The organism is Candidatus Binatia bacterium (assembly GCA_036493895.1).
Lineage (GTDB): Bacteria > Desulfobacterota > Binatia > UBA1149 > CAITLU01 > DATNBU01.
In genome coordinates this window covers 118,809-141,745 of record DASXOZ010000070.1, presented here as the reverse complement: position 1 = coordinate 141,745, position 22,937 = coordinate 118,809, and the positions used below count along the sequence as shown (strand labels likewise).

The window sequence follows — 22,937 nt, the reverse complement described above, 5'->3', positions numbered from 1 at the left end:
CATGGCGATCAATTACGAAGTCCCGGCCGACAAGCGCCTCCTGTACTGGATCGGTGACAAACTGATCGACTGGCGACACCCCGTGTCGATCGTCGTTCTGTTCGTGACCGGCCTGTTCGCGTACTGGAGCTTCCAGCTGAGCCTCGTCACGAGCTTCGGCGAGTTGCTGCCGCAGAGCCACCCGTACGTCCAGATCCACAACCAGTATTCCAAGGATTTCGGCGGCGCCAACAACATCGTGATGATGGTCGAGGTCGAGGATGGCGACATCTTCAACGTCGAGGATCTCGGCATCATCTACCTGATGACGCAGGAGATGGACCGCGTCTACGGCGTCAACCACAGCCAGATCGACTCGATCGGACACCGCACGACGCGCCACCTGCGAGTCGCCGCGGCCGGTACGCTGCGCTCCGAGCCGATCATGATCGACATGCCGCGCACCGACTCGGACGCCGCCGAGGTCCGGCGCATCGTCCACAACTCGGAGAACGTGTTCGGCATCCTCGTCTCCCTCGACGACAAGGCCGCGCTCATTCGCGCGAACTTCATCGAGGGCCGGCTCGAGTACAACCGCATCTTCGAGGAGATGAACGAGCGCGTGATCGCGCCGTTCACCGACGGCTGGATCGGCGCCCAGCTCATGGACGTCGAGCCCGACCGGGCCGAGGCTCTCAAGGTCGAAAAGGGCACCGGCATCCTCGTCAAGCGCATCTTCAACGACAAGACGTCCACCGCCTTCCAGGGCGGCCTGAAGGAAGGCGACGTCATCACGAAGATCAACGGCAAGACTGCGCAGCGGCGCTGGGAAGTCAGCTCGGCGATCATCAAGGCCAAGCAGGAAGGCACCGGTCCGGTCAAGATCAACTACCTGCGCGACGGCAACCCGGGAGAGGCGACGATCGCGTCGGGCGGCTCCAACGTGAAGGTCTGGGCCGCCGGCGAGCCGCGCCTGTACGGCTGGGTCTACAAGTACGCCGGCGACGTGTTCTTCGTGCTGGTGGTCACCTACTGCATCGAGTGGGTGCTGCGCTGGTTCTACTTCCACGACTGGCGCGGTGCGCTGCGGCCGACGATCACGGGCCTGATCGCGGCGTTCTGGGGCATGGGCTTCATCTACCTGATCGGCCTGGCACTGGACCCGCTGATGCTCGTGATGCCGTTCCTGATCACGGCTCGAGCGGTCAGTCACGCCATCCAGATGCACGACCGCTATTACGAGGAGTTCGAGCGCTGCGGCTGGAACAAGCGCCGCGCGATCGTCGCCTCGTTCGCCGAGCTGTTCGTGCCGACCTTCTCGGGCATCTCGACCGATGCCTTCGGCGTGCTGGTCATCCTGCTGGTCCCGGTGCTGATGCTGCAGAAGCTGGCCGTGACGGCGTCGTGGTGGATCCTGGCCATCACGATCTCCGAGATGCTCCTGAACCCGATCGTCTACTACTACCTGAAGGCGCCCGAGCCGGAGCTCGTCATGCTGCGCGAGCGCGGCGGGTTCCGCCGCATGATCGAGCGCTTCGTCGACGGCCTGATGACCACGACGGGCAAGACGATCACGGTGGTCGCGTGGCTGGCCTGTGCCGGCATCGCCCTCTACTACGCGCGCGGCCTGACCATCGGCGACCCGCACTCGGCCTCGCCGCTGCTGTGGGCCGAGTCGCCGTACAACGAGTCGCACAACCACGTGCAGGGCAAGTTCGGCGGCGTCGAGCCGCTGATCATCGTCGCCGAGGGCTACGACAAGAACGCGATGAAGGACCCGCACACGCTCAAGGACATGGAAGGTTTCCAGCGCTTCCTCGAGCGCGACCCGTCGGTGGGCTACAGCTTCTCGCTGGCCGACATCCTTCGTGCCGTCAACAGCGTGTTCCACGAGCTGGAGCCGAAGTGGGGCGTCATCCCGAACAACTGGGTCGACGTCGGCGGCCTGTTCTTCATTTTCTTCTCGGGCTCGCCGCCCACCGAGACGGCCAAGTACGTCTCGACCGACTACGCCACCGCGCACGTCACGTTCTTCTGCCGTGACCACAAGGGCTCGAACATCGACCGCATCATCGGACGTTCGCTGCAATACATCGCGGCTTCGGAGCTGAGCACCCTCGGCATCACCGTCGAGGGCAAGGGCGAGGAAGGCAAAGAGACGATCACGGTGGCCTCCGTGCTCGACGAGCCGAAGTGGAGCCAGCACGACAAGTCGTTCATCGGCAAGCGCGTCAACGGCAAGGATGCTTCGCCGTTCAAGGCCGGCGACGAGATCGTCAAGGTCGGCGGCAACAGCTTCAAGGGCATGGAAGAGTTCCACGCGGCGCTGCACCAGGCGGTCGAGGATTCGCGCTCGGTGCCGTTCGTGCTCAGTCGCGGCGGCCAGCAGCTCGACGTCGAGGTGACGCCGCCGTGGAAGGCGCGTTTCCGCCTCGCCGGTGGCCTGATCGGCGTGCTCGCGGCGGCCAACGCCGAGCTGGTGCGCAACGACCTGCTGATGAACTTCCTCGGGTTCTTCACCATCTGGGTCATCATTTTCTTCACGTACCGGTCGGCGATGTCGGGCTTCTACCTGCTCGGGCCCCTGGTGCTGTCGAACATCATGGTCAATGCGTACATGGCCGTGAACGACATCGGCGTGAACATCCACACTCTGCCGCTCGTGACCGTCGGGGTCGGATTCGGCATCGACTACGGCCTGTACATCGTCAGCCGCATCATCGAGGAGATCCAGGTGACCAACGACCTGGAGAAGTCGGTGCGCGAGGCGCTGGTCACCTCGGGCAAGGCCGTGACGTTCACGGCGGTCACGATGATCATCAGCACGCTGTTCTGGAAGTCGTCGAACATCCGCTTCGACGCAGAGATGGGCCAACTCCTGGCGATCTGGATGGCGATCAGCTACGTCGGGTCGCAGACGCTCACGCCGGTGCTGATCCTGCTGTTCAAGCCGAAGTTCATCATGAAAGAGGCCGGCCACGCCGAAAACCGCAAGCTCGTGCGCATCGTCGAGTAGGGGGAGCCGTTATGATCGACCAGGTAGTCCAGTGGATGCAGCACGAGCTGAACATGACGACGTCGGCGATCATCGTCGTCGGGTTCAGCTTCCTCGTCATCGCGATGGACGAGTACATCATCAAGGGCTGGCGCCAGCGGCACTGGGAGAAGCTTGCCGCGTCTGGCGACCAGGAGAAGATCGAGCTCCTGCGCATGGCCAAGAACGCCCACGTCGTCGACGAATAAGACGCCGGCGGCGTCCGCCAGAGCCGGCGCCGCGCTCACCGAAGGCTGCCGCTCCCGGCGCCGGTGTGTGTCCGGCCGCCGGTAATCCTGCATCATGCTGCGCACGATCCGCATCATCGCCGTCGCGACGTTCCTGGCGACCCTGTTCCGGTTGTCGCAGACCATCGGCGCTGCCAAGGGCAACGAGAGCGTCGCGGGCTACAACGTTGCCCTCGGCGTCGTCTCGCTTCTGTTCTTCGTACGGGCCGCTGCCAGCGAATTTGCCTCCTCGAACGTTTCTCCCGCGCAGCGCGACATCCTGTGGGGCGTGAGCCTCGGGACCTTCGTGTCGATTCTGGCGAGCCTGCTTCGCTAGCCGGCCGCGGGAAAGGGGCCATCGGCAGACCCCTGGTGCCAACCCCCGGTTGAACGCCGTCGGGGACGGCTATATCTGAGACGGCTGCGACGGCGGCAACCAGCGCGTGATCCAGGCAACGAATTTGACCAAGGACTACGGCCGCTTCCGCGCGGTCGACGACGTTTCGTTCCGAATCGAGCCCGGCGAGATCGTCGGCCTGCTCGGCCCCAACGGCTCGGGCAAGACGACGATCATGCGCATGCTGACCGGCTTCTTCGCGCCGACGTCGGGCACCTGCAGCCTGGCCGGCATCGACGTCATCGAGCATCCCCGCGAAGCGAGGCGCCTGATCGGCTATCTGCCGGAACGGGTTGCGCTGTATCCGGACATGACCGTCAAGGGCTTCCTGGCGTTCATCGCCAAGGTGCGCGGCCTCGAGGGCAACGTCGGCAGCGCGGTTTCGGACGCCATGGACGTCTGCGGCCTGACGTCGATGGCGGGCCGCCAGATCGGAAAGCTGTCGAAGGGCTACCGGCAGAGAGTCGGAATCGCGCAGGCGATCATCCACCAGCCGCAGGTGTTGATCCTCGACGAGCCCACCGTTGGACTCGATCCCCGTCAGATCGTCGAGATCCGCGCGCTCATCCGTACGCTGGCCGGCCTGGCCACCGTCCTGCTGTCGACCCACATCCTGCCGGAAGTCAGCGTCACTTGCCGCCGCGTCCTGATCCTGGACCACGGCAAGGTGATCGCCGAGGATTCGGTCGAAGGGCTGACCGAGAAGACTGCAGGGCGAGGGGAGACGATGGTACGGGTCGGCGGCGGCGAGGCCACGGTCGTCGCTGCCATCCGCGAAGTGGCCGGCATCGACGACGTCGAGGTCACCGAGAGATCGCCCGACGGAACGCTGACGCTGACCGTGCGCAGCAGGAGCGGCGGCGCCGTGCGCCCCGCGCTGGCAAAGAGCCTCGTCGATCGCGGCTGCGCCGTGCACGAGATCAGCCCGCATCTGATGAGCCTCGAAGACCTCTTCGTCGACATCCTGGCGCGGTCTTCGAGCCGGGAGACGGCGGCGTGAGGTCCTTCGTGGCCCTGCTGGTCAAGGAGCTGCAGGGCTTCTTCATGCTGCCGCTGGTGTACTTCGTCGGCGCCGTGTTCCTGGCGCTGTCCGGCTACTATTTCTACACGAACCTGAATGCGTTCATCACGTTCGGCTTCGGCGAGAGCATCGTCGAGCACCTGTGGCAGCGCCTGTACGCCGACATCGTGCGCGTGATCATCACCGTGATCCCGCTGATCACGATGCGCGTGTACGCCGAGGAGAAACACCTCGGCACGATCGAGCTCCTGTACACGGCGCCGCTGCGCGACTTCCAGATCCTGGCCGCCAAGTTCCTGGCCTGCATGGCGGTGTTCATCGTGATCGTCGGCTCGACGGCGCTTTACCCGTACCTGATCTGGCGCGTGCAGCACTTCGACCTGAGCCAACTCGTGGCGATCTACCTCGGCCTGCTGCTGCTGATCGCTTCGATGGTCTCGATCGGAATCTGGCTGTCGTCGATGACCGAAACCCAGCTGATCGCGGCGATGTTCACGTACGGCGTCATTCTGCTGCTGTGGAACCTTTCGTGGAACGAAGCGGCGGTTCCCGGCGACTGGCTCGGCTTCGTCTCCCAACTCTGTGCGTACGATCATTTCGAGCCGTTCTCGCGCGGCGTCGTCGACCTCAAGGACGTTTCCTACTACGTCGCCATCGTCGTGATGTCGGGCTGGCTGACGATGCGCTCGATGGAATCGCGGCAGTGGAGGGGACGGCGGTGATCTCGCGGTCCTGGATCAAGTGGGGCCAGCTCGCGGCGGCTACCCTTGGCCTGCTGTGGCTGCTGATGGCGCTCGTCACCGAGACGTACATCTACAACGTGCGCTGGGACCTGAGCGCCGGCGACCGCTTCACGCTGTCGGACCACGCCCGCCAGGTGCTCGCGAAGATCAAGAAGCCGGTCAAGATCCGCGCATTCATCCGCACCGAGGATGCGCGCAATCCGTTCCTCAAGGACCTGCTGTGGCAGGTCTCGCGCGTGAACCCGCTGATCGACTACGACGTCGTCGACGTCAACCGCAACCCGGCGATGGCGGCCCAGTACGGCGTCAGCTCCTACGGATCCACCGTCGTCGAATCCGCCGGCAAGCGCGCCGACTTCAGCAACCCTTCCGAATCGCTGCTGATGTCCGCGCTGCTCAAGGTCATGCAGGAGCCGAAGAGGATCTTCGTGCTGTCGGGCCACGGCGAGTGCGATCTCGACAATACGGATCGCCACGAAGGCTGCTCGGTGATGCGCGACGCGCTGCAGCTCGAGTCGTTCGACGTCGAGAAGCTGACCCTGGTCGGTGACGTTCCCGCCAACGCCGACGTCGTCGTGATCCCCGGGCCGCAGAGCGACCTGCTCGAGAGCGAAACCGCAGCGCTCGGACGCTGGCTCGACAAGGGCGGCAAGCTGTTCGTGATGATCGACCCGTTCCGTGCGCCGCGCCTGGTCGCGCTGCTCGGCAGCCACGGCATCGAGGTCGGCGCGAACATCGTCATCGATCTGGAAAATCGCATGGCCGGCGGAGAGCCGTGGTCGACGGTGCTCTCGGACGTCAACCACCAGCACCTGATCTCGTCGACGCTGAAGGCCCCGCCGCTGTTCTCGCTGGCCGCTGCGGTGGTCGCGCGCGACAACGTCGAGGCCGGGCGCGAGGCGACGACGCTGCTGAGGACCGGGCCGCACAGCTGGGCCACCTTCGACCCGAAGATCGTCGAGACCGGCGATGCGCACTTCGTCGCCGGACGCGACGTCAACGGCCCGATCCCGGTGGCCGCCGTCGTCGTCGAGCGCGCTCCCAAGGCGTCGCAGCAAGGCGTGCAGACGCGGCTCGTCGTCTTCGGGGACTCCGATTTCGCGACGAACCGCTTCCTCGACTACCTCGGCAACAAGGATCTGCTCGTCAACAGCGTCAACTGGCTCGCCCGCGAGGACGACCTGATGGGCAACCGGCCCGAGCAGAAGACGCCGGGCAAGAACCAGCTCTTCATCAGCCAGTCCGACGCCGACTCGGTGTTCGGTGCGGCCGTACTGTGGGAGCCGGGAATCTTTCTTCTCGTCGGCATCGCCGTGTTCGTGCGCCGGAGACTCGCGACGTGAGCTGGCCGCGCATCGTGCTGTACTGGACGCTTGCGGCGGTGCTGACGCTGCATCTGGCCGGGATCCGCAAGCAGTGGGAAGCGGCCGTCGCGCCGGCGACGCCGGAGTCCATGCCGTTTCTCGAAGCGGTGCCGGAGCGCATCGATCGCGTGCGCATGGAAAAGGACGGGCTGGCCGTGCAGTTCGAAAAGAAGGACGGCCGCTGGATCGTCACCGAGCCCGAGGGAGTCTCGCCTCCCGGCGACGTCGTCGATGCGGTGCTCGAGAGCTTCGCGACGCTGCCGCCGATCGAGATCGTCGAAAAGGGCGTCGAGCACGAAGGACAGTTCGGCCTGGTGCCGCCGCGCGCGCGCATCCGCATCGAGCAGCAGGGAACCCTGGTCTCGACGATCGTGCTCGGCGATTTGAGCCCGACGCGCACGGCCGTCTACGCCAAACGCTCCGGCAAGGACGAGGTGGCCTTGATCGGCCTGAACTCGATGTACTACATCGACCTCGTGTTCGAGAACATACGACGCCAGAAAGGCGGCGGCGGGGTCGCCGAGCCGGTGGCACCGGCCGGATCGGCGCCTGCGGTGCAGCCCGGCGGCGGCGACGGCGCTGCCGAGTGAAGAGTCGCATTCGATCTCGCGGCACCCACGGGAGACGGCGATGGATTTCGGCCTGACGGCGGACCAGGAGCAGCTTCGCGATGCGGTGAGGGACTACTTCGCGCGCGAACTTCCGGTTTCGTTCGCGCGAGCGATGCTCGAGGACGACAGCGGATTCACGCACGCCGCGTGGCAAGGCCTGTCCGACCTCGGCTGGATCGGCCTGGCGGTACCCGAAGATCTCGGAGGAAGCGGGCTCGGGCTTCTCGACCTCGTGCTGGCGGCCGAAGAAGGCGGCCGGGTCGCGTTACCGGGTCCGTGGACCACGACGGTTTCGCTCGGTCTGCCGCTGGTGCTGGCGGCGGCGGATGACGCCCAGCAACGGGCGCTGGTGCCGGAGATTGCCGGCGGAAAGCGCCGCATCGCGTGCGCGATCTCCGAAGAGCGAGGACTCTGGAGCAGCGACGGCATCGCGATGCGCGCGGCCCGCGACGGCTCCTCGCTGGTGCTGCGCGGAACCAAGCTGTTCGTACCCGACGCCGGCGAGGCCGACACCCTGATCGTCGTCGCGCAGCTCGACTCCGGGCTCGGCGTGTTCGCGATGCCGACCGACATGCCGGGAATTGCGGTCGCCCCGATGCAGACCATCGATCGTACCCGCCGGCTGTTCACGCTGGATTTCGACAACGTGCGCCTCGAGGCCGGCTGCCTTCTCGGCGGTGATGCGCAGGACCCGGCGCTGCTCGATTCGGTGATCGACCGCGCCAAGGTTACGATGGCCGCGGGCATGGTCGGCGCCGCCGACCGGGCGCTGGCAATGACGGTGGAGTACGTCGGCATTCGCGAGCAGTTCGGTCGCGCCATCGCGACGTTCCAGGCCATTCAGCACCGCTGCGCCGACATGAAAGTGGCGGTCGAGCACGCCCGCTCCCTCGTCTATTACGCCGCGTGGGCCTGCGACACGGGAGCCGCGGACCGGCGGCTGGCGGCCGCAATGGCCAAGGCATTCGCCAGCGATGCCTGCCCCCGCGTGGCGGCAGACGCCGTGCAGCTGCACGGCGGCATCGGCTTTACCTGGGAGCACGACCTGCACATTTATTTCAAGCGGCTCAAGGCCGACGAGCAGACCTACGGCGATGCGACGCTCAATCGCGAGCTGGTCGCACGCCTGCTGGAGGAAGCGGCGTGACAACGAGCGACCGGACCGTGATCGTCACCGGCGGAGGCGCCGGCATCGGCCGTGCGACGAGCGTGCGCCTCGGGCGTGACGGTTTTGCCGTCGCCGTCTGGGACCTGGACCGCGACAACGCCGAGCACACTGCCGCCGAAATCCGCGACCACGGCGGCCGCGCCGTCGCAATCGACTGCGACGTCAGCCGGCGCGACTCGGTGGACGCTGCACGCGACCGCACCAGCGCGGAGCTCGGCAGCGCGTGGGGCCTCGTCAACAACGCCGGCATCGACCGCCTGTCGCTGTTCAAGGAGAGCGATCCGCGCGACTGGCGCGTGATCCTCGACGTCAATCTCGTCGGCACCCTCAACGTCACGCACTCGGTGCTGCCGGGGATGGTCGCGCTCGGCAGCGGGCGCATCGTCTGCATCAGCTCGGACGCGGCGCGCGTCGGATCCACCGGCGAGGCGGTCTATGCAGCGGCGAAGGCGGGACTGCTCGGATTCGTCAAGACGCTGGCGCGCGAGGCGGCGCGCAACGGCATCCTCGTCAACGCCGTCTGCCCCGGTCCTACCGACACCAATCTGCTCGACTCGGTGAGAAGCCGCCCCAACGGCGAGCGCATCATCGAGGCGATGACGCGCTCGATTCCGCTCGGCCGCGTGGCGAGGCCGGAGGACATCTCCGGTGCGATCGCATTCTTTCTTTCGGACGATGCGGGCTACATCACCGGACAGGTGCTGTCAGTCTCCGGCGGATTGACAATGGTCGGCTGAGCGCGGCTCGATTCGAGAACCGCGACCTCACGAACGAAAAATGGAAGTCCAACACGCCGCTTGCGAGCGGCCCGGCGTCATGCCGGCCGGCGTGTGCCTCGCGTCAGAGGCTCGCAGAGATCGTGCTGAAGTTCGACGACAGCTTGGTCCCGATGATCCTGAGCGCGCCGACCGATGCGATCGAGATCAGTGACGCCAGCCATGCGTACTCGAGCGCCGTCGCGGCAGACTCATCATTGAGAAATCCCGACAGAGCATTCATTGGCCTGATCCTCCCGCTGCTCAGGGGAGGGGGACTGTCCCCTCCCGCCTCGAGCCTCGATGGTAGCAGCCATTCCAACATCAGCCATAAGTTTTTGGGAGATACGCAGCGGGATGTGCGGTGGTGTGCGAAGGCACTGGCACAAACATCGACGCGATCTGTGTGAACCCTTCCATATCGCGACGGCGAGACTCCCCCGGATGGGGAGGGTGTCGTCGCACCAGTCGGGGGGTTCGGCGCTTAGCTCTTCTTCGCAGCCGGCAGGTCGGCCGGCTTGCCGGCGGCGTTCTTCTCGCGAAGCACCTTGAGTAGCTTGTCGGGGCCGCCGTCGTTCAGGATTTCGCCGAACTGGCTTCGAAGGTTGGAGACGAGGCTGATGCCCTCGCCGATCACGTCGATCAGGCGCCAGTCTTCGCCGACCTTGCGCAGGCGGTATTCGACCGACAGGTCCTGCCCGTTGTTGCGCTTGATCCTGGTCTGCACCGTGTAGTCGCCGCGCGCCTCGGCGCGGCCGCCGGTCACGGAGACGGTCTCGTTGCCGTAGTTGTCGATCTGCTGCCCGTACGTCGTCGTCAGGTAGCGGTGCAGCAGCTCGACGAAGTCCATTCGCTGCCCGTCGCTGAACTGGCGGTAGTGGGACGCAAGGACGAGCTTGGAGATCGTGTCGAAGTCGCTGCGTTCGTCCATCATCTTCTGGAGGCGGACGATCTTCGCGTCGTGGGCGAGGGCGGGGTCGCGCAGGATCGCGAGCACGTCCTTGGAGGTGCGTTCGACGAACTGCTCGGGAGATTCGGTCGCGGCGGCGGCCGGCGCAGCGGCGCCCGCCGCGCTCATGGTCGCAACGAAGGCCATGGCCATGGCAAGTCGTTTCATTTTTCGTTCTGCTCCGTGCCGCCGGCGGGGTAATACAGGTCCTCTTCGCTCTGCGTCGTCATCTTCTGCTCGGAGGTGCCGACGCGGTCCTCGACCAGTGCCTGCCTGCGCTGCAGGTAAGCATTCCGCACTGCCGCGTAATAGTCGACCGAGCTTTCGCGAAGCGCCTTCACGTTGTCGATGTACTTCGCGCGGGTGTTGACCACGTTGAGCCCGCTGCTCGAGCTGGTGGCGTACCATGGCACGAAGAACGGCCACACGGGGGTAACCGAATCGGCGATGCGCCCAAAAGTGTCGCGCACGTCGGAGGGACCGAGGAGCGGCAGCATCAGGAACGGCCCGGGATGGACGCCCCAGTAGCCGAGCGTCTGGCCGAAGTCTTCGTCGGGCGAGGGCACCTTGACCAGGGTTGCCGGATCGCCGAAGCCCCCGACGCCCGCCGTCGTGTTGATGATGAAGCGCGCCAGGCTCTGCGTTGCGGCCTGTGGCTTGGCCTGGAGCACGCAATTGACGAACGTGACGGGGAACCAAAGGTTCGAGAAGAAGTTGGAGATCCCGCGCCGCGCGATGTCCGGCACCGCCCGGACGTAACCCCGCGCGACCGGTTCCAGAACGTGGCGGTCGAGCGCGTCGTTGAATCGGAAGATCCCGCGGTTGACCTTCACCAGCGGGTCCGGCGCGGAGTCGTCGGCGCGTGCGCCGGTGCACGCAATCGCCATCAGTACAAGAGTGAGAACCGCGCTGAGCCGTCGCTTCGGCGCTCCGGCATGCCGTTTCGACATCCACATCATGGGTTGGCTCCGTGGCCGCCGGCGTCGTCGCCGGCCGGCTTGGATTCTGCCGAGTCCTTCGATTTGTCGCCGCCGATGTTGACGAGGAACTTTCCGATCAGTCGCTCGAGCACCAGCGCATTTTCCGTGTAAGCGATCTGTTCGCCCGGCTTGAGGAGGGCGTCCTCGGCGCCCGGGGTCAGCTGGATGTAGCGGTCTCCGAGGATGCCTGCCGTCACGATCGCTGCCGAGCTGTCCACCGGGATCTTCAGCGACTTGTCAAGGTCGAGGTCGACGCGAGCGCGAAACTGGTCGTCGAGCGAGATGCGGCTGACCTGCCCTACGCGCACTCCCGCGATCTCCACGGGCGACTTCGGCTTGAGCCCTGCGATCTGGTCGAACAGCGCGTAGACCGGCAGTCCGCCTTCGCCCTTGTACTGCAGGCCTCCTACCGTGAAGGAAAGATAGGCGAGGGCGACGAAGCCTGCCAGGACGAAAAGTCCGGTGACGAAGTCGCGTGTGCTGCCGTTGGAGCTCACTGGTTCACACTCCCCATAGCGCGGTCAGAATATAATCGAAGATCAGCACGCTCACCGATGCGATGACCACCGTCGAGGTGGTCGCCGAGCTGACGCCCGACGACGTCGGCTGGGCCGTGTATCCCCGGTAGGTCGAGATCAGCGCGACCAGCACCCCGAACACTACGGCCTTGAGCAGGCTTCCGGCAACGTCGTCGCGGAAATCGACGGCGTTCTGCATGCTCGACATGTAGGTGCCGCCGTCGATGCCCATGAGCTTCACCCCGACGAACCATCCACCAAAAATGCCGGACGTGATGAACATTGCCGACAGGAGCGGCATCGCGACCGCCATCGCCCACGCCTTGGGCCGCACGACGTAGTCCACGGGGTTGATTGCCATCATGCGCAGCCCGTCGAGCTGCTCGGTGGCTTTCATTGTACCGATCTCGGCAGTGACCGACGAGCCTGCCCGGCCGGTGGCCAGCAGCGCCGTGAGCACCGGCCCGAGCTCGCGGATCAGGCTGAGCCCGACGACTGCGCCGAGCGAGTTCTCGGCACCGAAGCGCACCAGTGTCGTGTAGCCCTGCAGGCTGAGCACCATGCCGACTGCCACGCCTGACACGCAGATGATCAGGATCGACAGGACGCCGATCTTGAACAGCTCGGTCCAGAACTCGCCGAAGCGAAGAGGCGGCTTCAGCGTGACGAGGAGGATGCTCGCGGCAAAGCCGGCAATGCGGCCCAGCTCGTCGATGACGCCGTTGGCCGAGCGCCCGAGTCGGGAGACGGCTGCGGTCACGCGTGGGGACTCCGCTCGGGCCGGCGTTCGCCCTGTTCGAACTCGGCGACGCTGGCAAGCACCGCGTCCGAATCGTCGGTCTCCTCGGTAAGGAAACGGCGCACGCGCGCGTCGGCGCTGTGCTGGAGCTCGCCCGGAGCACCTTCGATCACGGCATCCGGCAGCAGCAGCACGATGCGGTCGGCCATGCGGATGGTCGACGGGATGTGGTGCGATACCACGATCATGGTCATGTGCCCCGAGCGGTTGATGCGCACGAGCAGCGCTTCGATGAGCTTGGTCGAAAGAGGGTCCAGGCCCGAGAACGGCTCGTCGACGAGCAGGATGTCGGGCTGTCGCACGAGCGCGCGCGCCAGCGCGACGCGCTTGACCATCCCACCCGAAAGCTCGCGCGGAAGAAGATCGTCGACGTCCTCGAGACCGACCGCGGCCAGGCTCTGGTGCACCCGGTCGGCAATGTCCTTCTCGGCAATCCCGGCGTGCTCGCGAAGCGGGAACGCGAGGTTGTCGAACACGGACATCGAGTCGAGCAGCGCGCCGTTCTGGAACATCATTCCGAGGCGGCGGCGCAGGACGTACAGGTCCGACTCGCGAAGTCCGACGATGTTCTGCCCGGCGACTTCGATGCTGCCCGCGCTCGCGGCGATCAGGCCGCCGATCAGCTTGAGGATGGTGCTTTTGCCGCTGCCGCTGCCGCCGAGCACCACGGTGATCGCCCCGGCGGGAAAATCGCAGGAGACGCCGCGCAGCACCGGGCGACGCCCGTAAGACATGTGAACGCCGGCGAGTCGCACGCTGGCGGAGCCCCTGGAGGCAGCGTCGATGGCGGCGGCGCCGATGCCCGCGACGGCGGCGGCAGCGCGGGTCCGGCCTTCGTCATGTACTTGGATCCCCACCGGGAAAGTCCTTAACTGTAATGGGCTTTTGAGTCGAGCCGCTTGCGGTCGCAGTGCGTTTACATTCAGTTGCTCGGCCGCTAGAACCCCGCCGCGGACCAGACAGTCCCGGGTCACTACGACTGGGCCAGCCTCGCGCGGAGCTTCACCCTCATGGCCGACAACATCGAGTCCCAGCTTCAGGAGTCGCGCGTCTTCGCGCCGCCGGCATCGTTTGCCGCGACGGCGCGCGTCGGCAGCGCCGATGAATACACCGAGATGCGCCGTCAGGCCGCAGCCGACCCCGAAGCGTACTGGTCATCGATTGCCAGCGAGCTCACGTGGTTCCAGCCGTGGACGAAAGTGCTCGACTGGAAGCCGCCTTTCGCGCGCTGGTTCGACGGTGCGACGACCAATCTCAGCTTCAATTGCCTCGACCGTCACCTGTCGGGCCCGCATCGCACCAAGACGGCAATCCTCTGGGAAGGGGAGCCGGGCGAGACGCGGAAGCTGACGTACGAGGAGCTTCACCGCGAGGTCTGCCGCTTTGCCGGCGCCCTGCGTGCGCTCGGCGTACAAAAGGGCGACCGCGTCGGCATCTACATGCCGATGGTGCCCGAGCTTCCGGTGGCCATGCTCGCGTGCGCGCGCATCGGCGCGACGCATTCGGTGGTCTTCGGCGGTTTTTCTGCCGACTCGCTGAGGGACCGCTGCAACGACGCGAAGACGAAAGTCATCGTCACCGCCGACGGCGGCTACCGGCGCGGCAGCGTGCTCGCGCTCAAAGGCATCGTCGACGAGGCGGCGGCCCAGTGCCCGAGCGTCGAGCACGTCGTCGTGCTCAAGCGTGCGGGCAACGCCATCGAGTGGAAGCCGGGCCGCGACGTGTGGTGGCATGACGTCGTGGAGACCGCGACGCCGGCCGACGCGGAGCCCGTCGAGGCCGAGCACCCGCTGTTCATCCTGTACACGTCGGGTACCACCGGAAAGCCGAAGGGAGTCGTCCACACGACCGGCGGCTACATGGTGCAGGCGTTCCACACGACGCGCATGGTCTTCGACCTGAAGGACGACGACGTCTACTGGTGCACCGCAGACTGCGGCTGGGTCACCGGGCACACCTACCTCGTCTACGGACCACTGCTCAACGGCGCCACTGCCGTCATGTACGAAGGAGTGCCCAACTTCCCGGCTCCCGACCGCTTCTGGTCCATCATCGAGAAGCACCGGATCACGATCCTGTACACGGCGCCGACCGCGATCCGCTCGTTCATGCGCTGGGGCGACGAGCATCCGAAGAAGCACGACCTGTCGAGCCTTCGCCTTCTCGGCAGCGTCGGCGAGCCGATCAATCCCGAAGCGTGGATGTGGTACCGCGAGACGATCGGCGGCGATCGCTGCCCCATCGTCGACACGTGGTGGCAGACCGAGACCGGTGGCATCATGGTCTCTCCGCTTCCCGGTGCGGTGGCCACCAAGCCGGGGTCCTGCACGATCCCGCTTCCGGGCATCGACATCGACATCGTCGATGCCGACGGCCGAAGCTGCGACGCCAACCAGGGCGGATTCCTCGTGATTCGCCAGCCGTGGCCCGGAATGCTGCGCACCGTGTACGGCGATCCGGACCGCTACGTGCAGAACTACTGGAGCCGCTTCGGCAACATGTACTTCGCCGGCGACGGCGCCCGTCGCGACGAAGACGGCTACCTGTGGGTGATGGGCCGCATCGACGACGTCATGAACGTCTCGGGCCACCGCATCGGCACGATGGAAGTCGAAAGCGCGCTGGTCGGGCACCCGACTGTCACCGAAGCGGCCGTCGTAGGAAGGCCCGACGAGCTCAAGGGCGAAGCCATCGCCGCGTTCGTCACGCTCGGACCGGGGCAGAAGGCGAGCAAGGAGCTGGAGGCCGAGCTCAAGGCGTGGGTCGGAAAGGAAATCGGCTCGTTCGCCAAGCCTGACGACATCCGGTTCACGGACTCGTTGCCGAAGACCCGCAGCGGCAAGATCATGCGTCGCCTGCTTCGCGACATCGCGGCGGGACGCGAGAGCAGCGGCGATACGACGACGCTCGAGGATTACACGGTGCTCGCGCGCCTGCGCGAGAGCGAGGAGTAGGCGCCGCGGCCACGCGCGCCGATCGAGAAGGAATCGTGAGCCTGGTCCTCTACAACACGCGCACCCGCCGCGAGGAGCCTTTCGTGCCCCTCGAGCCCGGCAGGATCTCGATGTACACCTGCGGCATCACGGTCTACGACCGCTGCCACGTCGGGCACGCGCGCTCGCTGGTGTTCTTCGACACGATGGTGCGTTACCTGCGCTGGCGCGGGTTCGACGTCCACTTCGTCCGCAACATCACCGACATCGACGACAAGATCATCCACCGTGCAAGCGAGCGCGGGGAACCGTGGAAGGCGCTGACCGAGCGCTACATCGCCGATATGCACCGCGATCTTGCGGCGCTCGGTTGCGCGAAGCCCGACCTCGAGCCGCGTGCGACCGACCACATCGCTGAGATGCTCGAGCTGGTGCGCGCTCTGGAGGAAAAAGGCCTGGCGTACGATGCCGGCGGCGGCGACATCTATTTTGCCGTCGAAAGTTTTCGTGCCTACGGCGCGCTTTCGGGGCGCAATCTCGACGACCTGATGGCCGGCGCGCGTGTCGACCTCGACGAGCGCAAGAGAAGCCCGATGGATTTCGCGCTCTGGAAATCGGCGAAGCCCGGCGAGCCGTCGTGGCCGAGCCCGTGGGGCGAAGGCCGTCCCGGCTGGCACCTGGAATGCTCGGCGATGAGCATGCGCTATCTCGGGCGCACCTTCGACATCCACGGCGGCGGCGAAGACCTGATCTTTCCGCACCACGAGAACGAGCTGGCGCAATCGGCCGGAGCCTATGACACGACGTTCGCGCGCTGGTGGGTGCATCACGCGTTCGTGCGCATCGACCAGGAGAAAATGAGCAAGTCGCTCGGCAACGTCTTCGCGATCGAAGACGTGCTGCGCGAAGTCGAGGCCGAAGGTCTGCGCCTTCACCTGATCTCGGTGCATTACCGCACGCCGCTCGATTTCAGCCCGTCGGGGATCGCCGAATCGACGCGCGCGCTGGTCCGCGTGTACGAGACGCTGGCTCGCGTGGAAGAGGCGGGCCTGGCCATTCCCGAGTACGGACCGGAGGCACCCGAAGCCGCGGCGCTCGTCGAAGTGATGGACGCGGATCTCAACACCGCGCGCGCGGTCGCCCTGATGTTCGATGCGGTACGCGACGCGAATCGCGCGATGGATGCGGGGGAGGGGGCGACAGCCTCGCGCGCCGCCGGTGTGATCCGCGCCGTCGGCCGCGCCCTCGGCCTGGCCAGCGAGTCTCCCGCCGCGTTCCTCGAGCGTTACAATACCCGGGGCGCTTCCCGCGCCGGCCTCGACCCCGCGGCCATCGAAGCCCTGATCGGCGAGCGCCTGGCGGCGCGCAAAGCGAAGAACTTCACCCGCGCCGACTCCATTCGCGCCGACCTGCTCCAGCAGGGTATCGTCCTGGAGGACGGCCCCGCCGGCACGACCTGGCGCCGGGCATGAAGAGGCTTTCCAATTGCATGGCGTTGGATAGCGCCGGAAGCGCCCAAAGCGACGATGCGCCGACAGCGAAGTGGATGGCCCCATATCGGCGTCCGGCCCCGGCTTGGGCTGAACGCAATGCGATGCTAGAAAGACCGGTGTCACTGCAAGGAGGCGGCGAAATACCAATGTCCACCAGGATTCTCATCGGAATGGCCGCGGCTCTGCTTGTCTGCGGAGTGGCTGCCTGCACGAAATCGGAACCCCCGAAGCCCGCGACGGCCCCGGCGGCCGAAGCGCCGAAACCCAAGCCTGCTGCGCCGGCCGAGAAGCCTGCGATGCCGGGCGATGCCGCCAAGCCCGCTGCCCCGGCAGCAGGCGCCGGCTCGGCCGCTCCCGCCGCTCCGACAGCGCCCGCAACGCCGGGCGCCGGAAGCGAAGGCAAGCCGTCGGCTCCGAAGCCCCAGTCCGACAACGATCAGACCTGACGCAGGCCAGGATCGATGAGCACCGAGAAGGCCGGCCGTCGTGAGTTTCTCAGACGGGCCGGCCTCTTCTCGGGGCTTTTCGGAATCGGCTCCCTTCTTCACTACCGCACCCAGTTCTTTCTCGCGTTTCCGGCTCCGACGGAGGCCGATTCGCCGCGCCCGCAGTGGTCGGGCTCGTCCGTCCAGTCGTACCGGCCGCTCGGCAGCACCGGGTGGAAAATGTCGGACATCTCGTTCGGCTGCGGGCACGTGCGCGACAGTGAAGTCATCCGCACGGCGATCGACCGCGGCATCAATTATTTCGACACGTCGCCGGACTATTCGGACAACGAATCGGAACGCGTCGTAGGGGCAGGCATCAAGGGCCGCCGCGACAAGGTTTTTCTCGCATCCAAGTTCTGCACACCGGCAGGCCACCTGCCCACCGATGCGAAAGTCCCCGACATCATCGCGGCCGTCGAGGCGAGCCTCGGGCGCCTCGGCACCGACTACCTCGACCTCTGCCACGTCCACGCCTGCAACGACCTGGACCGCCTGATGGCGCCGTCCTTCCACGAGGCCTTCGACCGGCTCAAAGAGCAGGGCAAGGTCCGCTTCATGGGGGTCTCCAGCCACACTCCGGAGCTGGAAACGGTGATGAACCACGCGGTCGACAGCGGCCGCTTCTCGGTCATCATGGTCGCTTATAACTTCAACAACTGGCCCGATCTTTCGAATATCATTGATAAAGCTCACGCCCGCGGCGTCGGCTTCGTTGCGATGAAGACGCTCAAGGGCGCCTACCACACGGTGCTGTCGGATTTTACGCCCGACGAAAGGAACAGCTTCACGCAGGCTGCCTTCAAGTGGGTGCAATCCAATCCGAAGGTCAGCGGCCTGGTCGTGTCGATCTGGAAAGCGTCCCAGCTCGACGAGTACCTGTTCGCTTCGGGCAAGCCGGCGTTGCCGAAGGACCTGGCGCTGCTCGAGCGCTACGACGAGCTCGTCACGCGCCAGTACTGCCGGCCCGGCTGCGGCCAGTGCCTGGACGCCTGCCCGGCCTCCCTGCCGATCGACGACATCCTGCGCTACTCGATGTACTACGAGGGCTACGGCAGCGAGAGGGTCGCGATGGCAAAGTACGCGGCTCTCGGCGCCGGTCACCAGGCGGACGCCTGCGCGTCGTGCGCGGCCCCCTGCCAGTCGCGTTGCCCCTTCCAGATTCCGATCCGCGACCGCATGGGCAAAGCGCACCGCCTGCTCGGCCCCGCTTCCTGCTGAGGCGCACCCGCCGCATCGTGAGGCCGTGATCCTTCACGCCGACATGGACGCGTTCTATGCATCCGTCGAGCAACGCGACGACGCGTCGCTGCGCGGGCGGCCCGTCGTCGTCGGCGGGCTCGGAAAGCGCGGCGTCGTCTGCGCGGCTTCCTACGAAGCGCGGCCATTCGGTGTGCGCTCGGCGATGCCGACGGCGCAGGCGCGGCGGCTGTGCCCGGGCGCAGTGTTCCTCACGCCGCGCATGTCGCATTACGCGACCATCGCTGCCGACGTGCGCGAGATCTTCTATCGCTACACGCCGCTGGTCGAGCCGCTGTCGCTCGACGAAGCGTATCTCGACGTCGCCGCCTCGCTCCGGCTGTTCGGCGGAATCGAGGAAATCTGCCGGCGTCTTCGCGCCGACATTCGCGCGGAGCTCGGGCTTGCCGCTTCGGTCGGCGGCGGGCCGGGAAAGCTCGTCGCGAAGATCGCGTCGGCGCGCGCCAAGCCCGACGGCGTGCTGCTGGTTGCGCAAGCGGATGCGAACGCGTTCCTCAGGCCGCTCGCGGTGGCCGAGATCTGGGGCGTAGGACCGGCCACCGAGCGCCGCCTGCACGCGCTCGGCATCGCGACGATCGGACAGCTTGCCGATTTCGACAGCGACCGCATCGCGCGAGAGCTCGGCTCGTGGGGACCCGCGTTGCAGGCGCTCGCGCGCGGCGACGACCTTCGCACCGTGGAGTCCTCGCGCAGCCGCATGTCGTACGGGGAAGAGAACACGTTCGCCGAGGACGCGACCGACGAAGAGCTGATCGAGGCGATGATCCTCGCGCATGCCGAGACGGTGGCGCGAAGCCTTCGGCGCGAGTCGCGCCGCGGCCGCACGGTTACGCTCAAGTGGCGGCCGTCGGGACCCGAGGCCGACTGGAAGCTCATCGCCCGTTCGACGACGTTCGATGCGCCGACCGACGACGGACCGACCATCGCTGCGGCAGCGACGTCTCTGTGGCGCGCGGACAAGGTGCATCCTGCCATCCGCCTGGTCGGCGTGCAGGTGACCAACCTCGACGGCGCAAGGCCGGCCCAGCTCGGATTGTTCCGGTCGGAAGAGGACGACCGGCGTGACAATCTCAACAAGGCCCTCGACGATCTTCGCTCCCGCTTCGGACCCGGCGCAGTGACGCGGGGAAGCCGGCCGGAGCGTTGACGCGCAGCGACCCGTTGCTTCGGCCGCGCATGCTGCGTAGCTTCGCGCCCCTGCGCGGCCGTAGCTCAGCTGGATAGAGCGTCGGGCTTCGAACCCGTAGGTCGGGGGTTCGAATCCCTCCGGCCGCGCCAGGTTTCCCTTTTCGATCCAGGCGGTGGCCCCGGGGTAGCCTGCGCCCGTTGGGCATGGCGCTGCGGCTGCGAGGGCGCGCGAAGCTGGAGGCAATGGTGCCGCCGACACGACGGAGAGCCGCACGGCGCAGCCGTCCGTCGCGATACGGCTCAGAGGCCGCCGCGAACGGCACGAACGTTGTGCATGTTGTACCAATAGCTCGATCGGCCTTCTCCGATGGATCGCCCGGTGTCGAAGAGCATGAGCCACGCATCCTCGGAGTTCATGAACGTCGAGGAGGTCCAGAAGAGCCCGCCCCGAGCGTCCACCAGCGTACAGTTGCAAGTCAAGACACTGCAACCCGGCGCGCACCCGGTCTGGAACACCGAGAATGTGGCAGGACTCATACCGCCGATATTCCGAATGGACTCAATTTCCGGAAGGTTTGGCAGGCGCCAATCGTTGTGGCCGGCAAAATTCTGCGAGTTGAGCGTTCCGATTTTTACCGCGAACGCGTCAGTCCAGCTGTAGTAGTTGTCCAGGTCGTGGATCGTCCCGTCGTCCGAGATTTTTTCCCACATCAGACTCGTCGTGTTGTCCGTGATCGTTCCGTCGCCGTTATCGGTGAAACTGTGCGGCGCCCCTTTCTGCAACTCGCCGTCCTGTCCTGTGCCGCCGCAGGCGATCACAGTTCCCGAGGAATCGTAGCAGGCAGTTTGGCCGCTGCTCAGCGGCGGGCGCAGGCTTGCCACGCAGTCAGACAGGCTGGCCGCGAGGTCCGACTGGCAGGTCACAAGGTCGGCCGGGCAGGTGATGGTGAGGTCGCCGCTGCCGGCGAACCAGTCCCCCATGCGTACCGTCAAGTCGTCCATGAAGATCTGAATGGCGGACTGGTCGTCGAGAGTCGGGCACTGGCCGACGGCTCTCGCCTCCGCATCCGAGAACTTTGCTAGGCTGCACTTTGAATAGTCGGGAGACTCGCTCAGCTTTGTTGCCGTCGACTCGGCCGAAAGTCGGCACAAGCCGTACTTTGCCGCGAGCTTGAGCTTGGCAGCCTCGCAGGAGAGCGCCCGGTCAGAAGCCAGAGCCACGCCTTCACTCAGAATCATGGCGGCAATGGCAACGGTTGTGAGTGTCTTTCGCATACCCCCATGGTTGGCCCCGGTCACGGCTGAAGCGAGTCGGATCGGTGCCCAGAGCCATCGTGTCCAGGCCGCAAGAGCCCGGTGCATAAATCGACTACATTTTTGCTGCGCGATTATCCGAGAGCCTTCAGGCTCAGAATCGAGGTCGCTGGGGGTGTTCACCCCGGGTGCCGACGGGGTGGGGTTGGCATCGGGTCGGCCGGTGTCAGCGAGCAGCGGCCCCGCGTCCCCTTCGCCTCCCGCCCTTGCCGCCGGCCAGCAACGCTCACCATGTCCTCTGCACCGTCGTCCTGGGCTCGGCTCGCTGCGTCGCTCTACGCAGCCGCAACGATGTGGGCGGAGCGTCCACGTTGACCAGCTCGGCGAGCACGCAGCACACGTGCCGCCGCGAGCTGGTGCAGTAGTGGTGTCAGTTGGTGACCGAAAGTAGTCGAAAGTGATCGAAGCCGGTGGAAGTCTGCAAAACGCTAAGTGCGCGTGCTCACACGCAACCGCTCGTCAGACCAACGTTTCGTCATCGTCCTGATCTGACTTCGAACCCGTAGGTCGGGGGTTCGAATCCCTCCGGCCGCGCCCGAGCCGCGAGCTGGCGAGCGGCGAGATCCAGACGCCACGGCCCAGGATCTCCCGCTCGCTGGTTCGCACGTGCCGCGAAGTCTCGCCTAGTAGCAGAGGCAGAGCATCGCGCCCTGCGGAACTCCACAGCACAGCGGATTGTTGCAGACAGCTGTCGCCAGCGTCTGTCCGGAGTTGCAGAACAATGACCCACTCGCACCGTAACAGTCATTCCTACCAATACTGAAGGTCCCGGTGGTCGAGCTCCAGTCTGTACAGTTGTTGGCCGCGTCGACCGTGCCATCGTTGTTCGCGCCAGTCAGGAAGATACCGTCGGCGAGAGAGAGGCCGGCTGGCGCCGGACCGTTCGGATCGCAGAATCCCCCGAGGCAAGTGCTCCAGGTTCCGTCCAGGAAATCATTCCAGTCGTTGGCGATCCTGGTGAGCGATCCGGCCGCGACGATCGGCACGCCCGATGGCACACCGTGGTTCGAGGGCATCGACGCGATGTCGTCGCCGCCGGTGTACGCCAGCAGCGCAAGCGTGGAAGTGCACGAAAGGCCCTGGCTCACAGCCGCCGCGGCACAAGTGGCGGTCGTGGCGGCACGGTTTCCGAACGACCCGCCGGAACCGCTGTTCGTCACCGAGAAAATCTTGACCGGCGTGGCCGCCACGTTTCGGATCGTGGACGCCAGGTCGCACGCGGGCGTACCCGCGAGCTGCTGGCAGATGACCGCGAGCGCGTCGCTTACGGGCTGCTGCGGCTGGCACGCCGACGGATAGCCTACGACCGCTCCCGCTACGCTGCCCGTGACCGAGAGGAAAAGGTCGCCCGACGGCGGCGAAGTGCTGAAGGTGAAATGCATGCGCACGGTGCCCGGCGGCTTTTCGGTGGCCGATTTCGCCTTGAATGGCTTCAGGCTCTCGGTGAGCTCGACATCCTGCAATGCAACGGCACCCGTCGTTGCGACGAGCGAGGTGCACGCGGAATCGGAGTAGAGACTGGCGGTAACCGTGTCGGTTGCGGTCGCACTCTTGAGCGGTTTCGCCTCGACGACGAACTCCGCGGGTATTGTCGCGGCAATCGCCGCCTGGGCGCCAAGAACGGCCAGAATGTTTGCAAGCGCAGCGAATCTCATCGTCGGTATCCCTCCCGAAAGCCGACGGAATTTACGCCGGGGGCCGCGGTTCGGTCAAGCGGTGTGCCCCGGAGCACGGCGCCGGTTCCTTGCCTTGGCCGCGGGCAGAGAGCAGGTTTTGCCC

At 66.1% G+C, this 22,937-nt stretch carries 22 protein-coding genes and 1 tRNA gene; 15 read left to right on the top strand and 8 right to left on the bottom strand.

The window, feature by feature from the left end; translation table 11 throughout:
* Position 1: 1 nt before the first annotated feature.
* The 9 genes from VGK20_15965 to VGK20_15925 all read left to right on the top strand — a co-directional run bounded on the left by VGK20_15965 (position 2) and on the right by VGK20_15925 (position 9,281).
* Positions 2 to 2,995, top strand: coding sequence for an MMPL family transporter (locus VGK20_15965; protein ID HEY2775537.1), 2,994 nt, complete (start codon positions 2 to 4; stop codon positions 2,993 to 2,995).
* 11 nt (positions 2,996 to 3,006) lie between these two features.
* Positions 3,007 to 3,222, top strand: coding sequence for a hypothetical protein (locus VGK20_15960; protein HEY2775536.1), 216 nt, complete (start codon positions 3,007 to 3,009; stop codon positions 3,220 to 3,222).
* Between the two features lie 94 nt (positions 3,223 to 3,316).
* Positions 3,317 to 3,577 carry a hypothetical protein gene (locus tag VGK20_15955; GenBank protein ID HEY2775535.1) on the top strand — a complete coding sequence of 87 codons (261 nt, stop codon included), beginning with the start codon at positions 3,317 to 3,319 and terminating at the stop codon, positions 3,575 to 3,577.
* 106 nt (positions 3,578 to 3,683) lie between these two features.
* Positions 3,684 to 4,637, top strand: a complete 954-nt coding sequence (locus tag VGK20_15950) for an ABC transporter ATP-binding protein (GenBank protein HEY2775534.1) — start codon at positions 3,684 to 3,686, stop codon at positions 4,635 to 4,637.
* A complete protein-coding gene (locus VGK20_15945) occupies positions 4,634 to 5,380 on the top strand; it encodes an ABC transporter permease (GenBank protein ID HEY2775533.1) in 747 nt (248 codons plus the stop codon). The genes VGK20_15950 and VGK20_15945 overlap by 4 nt, the downstream gene beginning before the upstream one ends.
* Complete coding sequence (locus tag VGK20_15940; protein ID HEY2775532.1) at positions 5,377 to 6,744, top strand: GldG family protein; 1,368 nt, start codon at positions 5,377 to 5,379, stop codon at positions 6,742 to 6,744. Before VGK20_15945 ends, VGK20_15940 begins: the two co-directional genes overlap by 4 nt.
* Entirely contained in the window at positions 6,741 to 7,355 is a 615-nt protein-coding gene (locus VGK20_15935; protein ID HEY2775531.1) for a DUF4340 domain-containing protein, read from the top strand. Before VGK20_15940 ends, VGK20_15935 begins: the two co-directional genes overlap by 4 nt.
* Before the next feature lie 40 nt (positions 7,356 to 7,395).
* Positions 7,396 to 8,523 carry an acyl-CoA dehydrogenase family protein gene (locus tag VGK20_15930; protein ID HEY2775530.1) on the top strand — a complete coding sequence of 376 codons (1,128 nt, stop codon included), beginning with the start codon at positions 7,396 to 7,398 and terminating at the stop codon, positions 8,521 to 8,523.
* Positions 8,520 to 9,281: an SDR family oxidoreductase gene (locus tag VGK20_15925; GenBank protein HEY2775529.1), complete on the top strand. Its 762-nt coding sequence runs from the start codon at positions 8,520 to 8,522 to the stop codon at positions 9,279 to 9,281. The genes VGK20_15930 and VGK20_15925 overlap by 4 nt, the downstream gene beginning before the upstream one ends.
* Before the next feature lie 103 nt (positions 9,282 to 9,384).
* Here VGK20_15925 and VGK20_15920 read toward each other — a convergent pair whose 3' ends face one another.
* The 6 genes from VGK20_15920 to VGK20_15895 form a co-directional block, all read right to left on the bottom strand.
* Positions 9,385 to 9,543: a Flp family type IVb pilin gene (locus tag VGK20_15920; GenBank protein ID HEY2775528.1), complete on the bottom strand. Its 159-nt coding sequence runs from the start codon at positions 9,541 to 9,543 to the stop codon at positions 9,385 to 9,387.
* A 240-nt stretch (positions 9,544 to 9,783) separates the two neighbouring features.
* Complete coding sequence (locus VGK20_15915; protein HEY2775527.1) at positions 9,784 to 10,416, bottom strand: ABC transporter substrate-binding protein; 633 nt, start codon at positions 10,414 to 10,416, stop codon at positions 9,784 to 9,786.
* Entirely contained in the window at positions 10,413 to 11,207 is a 795-nt protein-coding gene (locus VGK20_15910; GenBank protein HEY2775526.1) for a VacJ family lipoprotein, read from the bottom strand. Before VGK20_15910 ends, VGK20_15915 begins: the two co-directional genes overlap by 4 nt.
* A complete protein-coding gene (gene mlaD / locus VGK20_15905; GenBank protein HEY2775525.1) occupies positions 11,204 to 11,725 on the bottom strand; it encodes an outer membrane lipid asymmetry maintenance protein MlaD in 522 nt (173 codons plus the stop codon). Before mlaD ends, VGK20_15910 begins: the two co-directional genes overlap by 4 nt.
* Before the next feature lie 4 nt (positions 11,726 to 11,729).
* Positions 11,730 to 12,506, bottom strand: coding sequence for a lipid asymmetry maintenance ABC transporter permease subunit MlaE (mlaE, locus tag VGK20_15900; GenBank protein HEY2775524.1), 777 nt, complete (start codon positions 12,504 to 12,506; stop codon positions 11,730 to 11,732).
* Positions 12,503 to 13,402, bottom strand: a complete 900-nt coding sequence (locus tag VGK20_15895) for an ATP-binding cassette domain-containing protein (protein ID HEY2775523.1) — start codon at positions 13,400 to 13,402, stop codon at positions 12,503 to 12,505. The genes mlaE and VGK20_15895 overlap by 4 nt, the downstream gene beginning before the upstream one ends.
* Before the next feature lie 153 nt (positions 13,403 to 13,555).
* On the opposite strand from VGK20_15895, the gene acs reads away from it, so the two are divergent.
* The 6 genes from acs to VGK20_15865 all read left to right on the top strand — a co-directional run bounded on the left by acs (position 13,556) and on the right by VGK20_15865 (position 19,994).
* Positions 13,556 to 15,499, top strand: coding sequence for an acetate--CoA ligase (gene acs, locus VGK20_15890; protein ID HEY2775522.1), 1,944 nt, complete (start codon positions 13,556 to 13,558; stop codon positions 15,497 to 15,499).
* A 35-nt stretch (positions 15,500 to 15,534) separates the two neighbouring features.
* On the top strand, positions 15,535 to 16,950 hold the full coding sequence (cysS, locus tag VGK20_15885) for a cysteine--tRNA ligase (protein HEY2775521.1): 1,416 nt from the start codon (positions 15,535 to 15,537) through the stop codon (positions 16,948 to 16,950).
* Between the two features lie 167 nt (positions 16,951 to 17,117).
* Complete coding sequence (locus VGK20_15880; protein HEY2775520.1) at positions 17,118 to 17,417, top strand: hypothetical protein; 300 nt, start codon at positions 17,118 to 17,120, stop codon at positions 17,415 to 17,417.
* Positions 17,418 to 17,432: 15 nt separating this feature from the next.
* Entirely contained in the window at positions 17,433 to 18,677 is a 1,245-nt protein-coding gene (locus VGK20_15875) for an aldo/keto reductase (protein ID HEY2775519.1), read from the top strand.
* Between the two features lie 25 nt (positions 18,678 to 18,702).
* The gene (locus VGK20_15870) at positions 18,703 to 19,863 is read left to right on the top strand and encodes a DNA polymerase IV (GenBank protein HEY2775518.1); all 1,161 of its coding nucleotides are present in this window, start codon (positions 18,703 to 18,705) and stop codon (positions 19,861 to 19,863) included.
* A 54-nt stretch (positions 19,864 to 19,917) separates the two neighbouring features.
* Positions 19,918 to 19,994 (top strand) — tRNA-Arg (locus VGK20_15865).
* 150 nt (positions 19,995 to 20,144) lie between these two features.
* Here VGK20_15865 and VGK20_15860 read toward each other — a convergent pair.
* Both VGK20_15860 and VGK20_15855 read right to left on the bottom strand, forming a co-directional pair.
* On the bottom strand, positions 20,145 to 21,119 hold the full coding sequence (locus VGK20_15860) for a DUF1566 domain-containing protein (GenBank protein HEY2775517.1): 975 nt from the start codon (positions 21,117 to 21,119) through the stop codon (positions 20,145 to 20,147).
* A gap of 662 nt (positions 21,120 to 21,781) precedes the next feature.
* On the bottom strand, positions 21,782 to 22,813 hold the full coding sequence (locus VGK20_15855) for a hypothetical protein (protein ID HEY2775516.1): 1,032 nt from the start codon (positions 22,811 to 22,813) through the stop codon (positions 21,782 to 21,784).
* Positions 22,814 to 22,937: the final 124 nt, after the last annotated feature.

What these genes read in the sequence shown, in the direction of transcription:
- acs (HEY2775522.1), top strand. Translation starts at nt 13,556, where the DNA reads ATGGCCGACAACATCGAGTCCCAGCTTCAGGAGTCGCGCGTCTTCGCG.
- VGK20_15855 (HEY2775516.1), bottom strand. Translation starts at nt 22,813, where the DNA reads ATGAGATTCGCTGCGCTTGCAAACATTCTGGCCGTTCTTGGCGCCCAG.
- VGK20_15880 (HEY2775520.1), top strand. Translation starts at nt 17,118, where the DNA reads ATGTCCACCAGGATTCTCATCGGAATGGCCGCGGCTCTGCTTGTCTGC.
- VGK20_15960 (HEY2775536.1), top strand. Translation starts at nt 3,007, where the DNA reads ATGATCGACCAGGTAGTCCAGTGGATGCAGCACGAGCTGAACATGACG.
- VGK20_15915 (HEY2775527.1), bottom strand. Translation starts at nt 10,416, where the DNA reads ATGAAACGACTTGCCATGGCCATGGCCTTCGTTGCGACCATGAGCGCG.
- VGK20_15955 (HEY2775535.1), top strand. Translation starts at nt 3,317, where the DNA reads ATGCTGCGCACGATCCGCATCATCGCCGTCGCGACGTTCCTGGCGACC.
- VGK20_15860 (HEY2775517.1), bottom strand. Translation starts at nt 21,119, where the DNA reads ATGCGAAAGACACTCACAACCGTTGCCATTGCCGCCATGATTCTGAGT.
- VGK20_15920 (HEY2775528.1), bottom strand. Translation starts at nt 9,543, where the DNA reads ATGAATGCTCTGTCGGGATTTCTCAATGATGAGTCTGCCGCGACGGCG.
- VGK20_15875 (HEY2775519.1), top strand. Translation starts at nt 17,433, where the DNA reads ATGAGCACCGAGAAGGCCGGCCGTCGTGAGTTTCTCAGACGGGCCGGC.
- VGK20_15965 (HEY2775537.1), top strand. Translation starts at nt 2, where the DNA reads ATGGCGATCAATTACGAAGTCCCGGCCGACAAGCGCCTCCTGTACTGG.
- VGK20_15910 (HEY2775526.1), bottom strand. Translation starts at nt 11,207, where the DNA reads ATGATGTGGATGTCGAAACGGCATGCCGGAGCGCCGAAGCGACGGCTC.
- VGK20_15930 (HEY2775530.1), top strand. Translation starts at nt 7,396, where the DNA reads ATGGATTTCGGCCTGACGGCGGACCAGGAGCAGCTTCGCGATGCGGTG.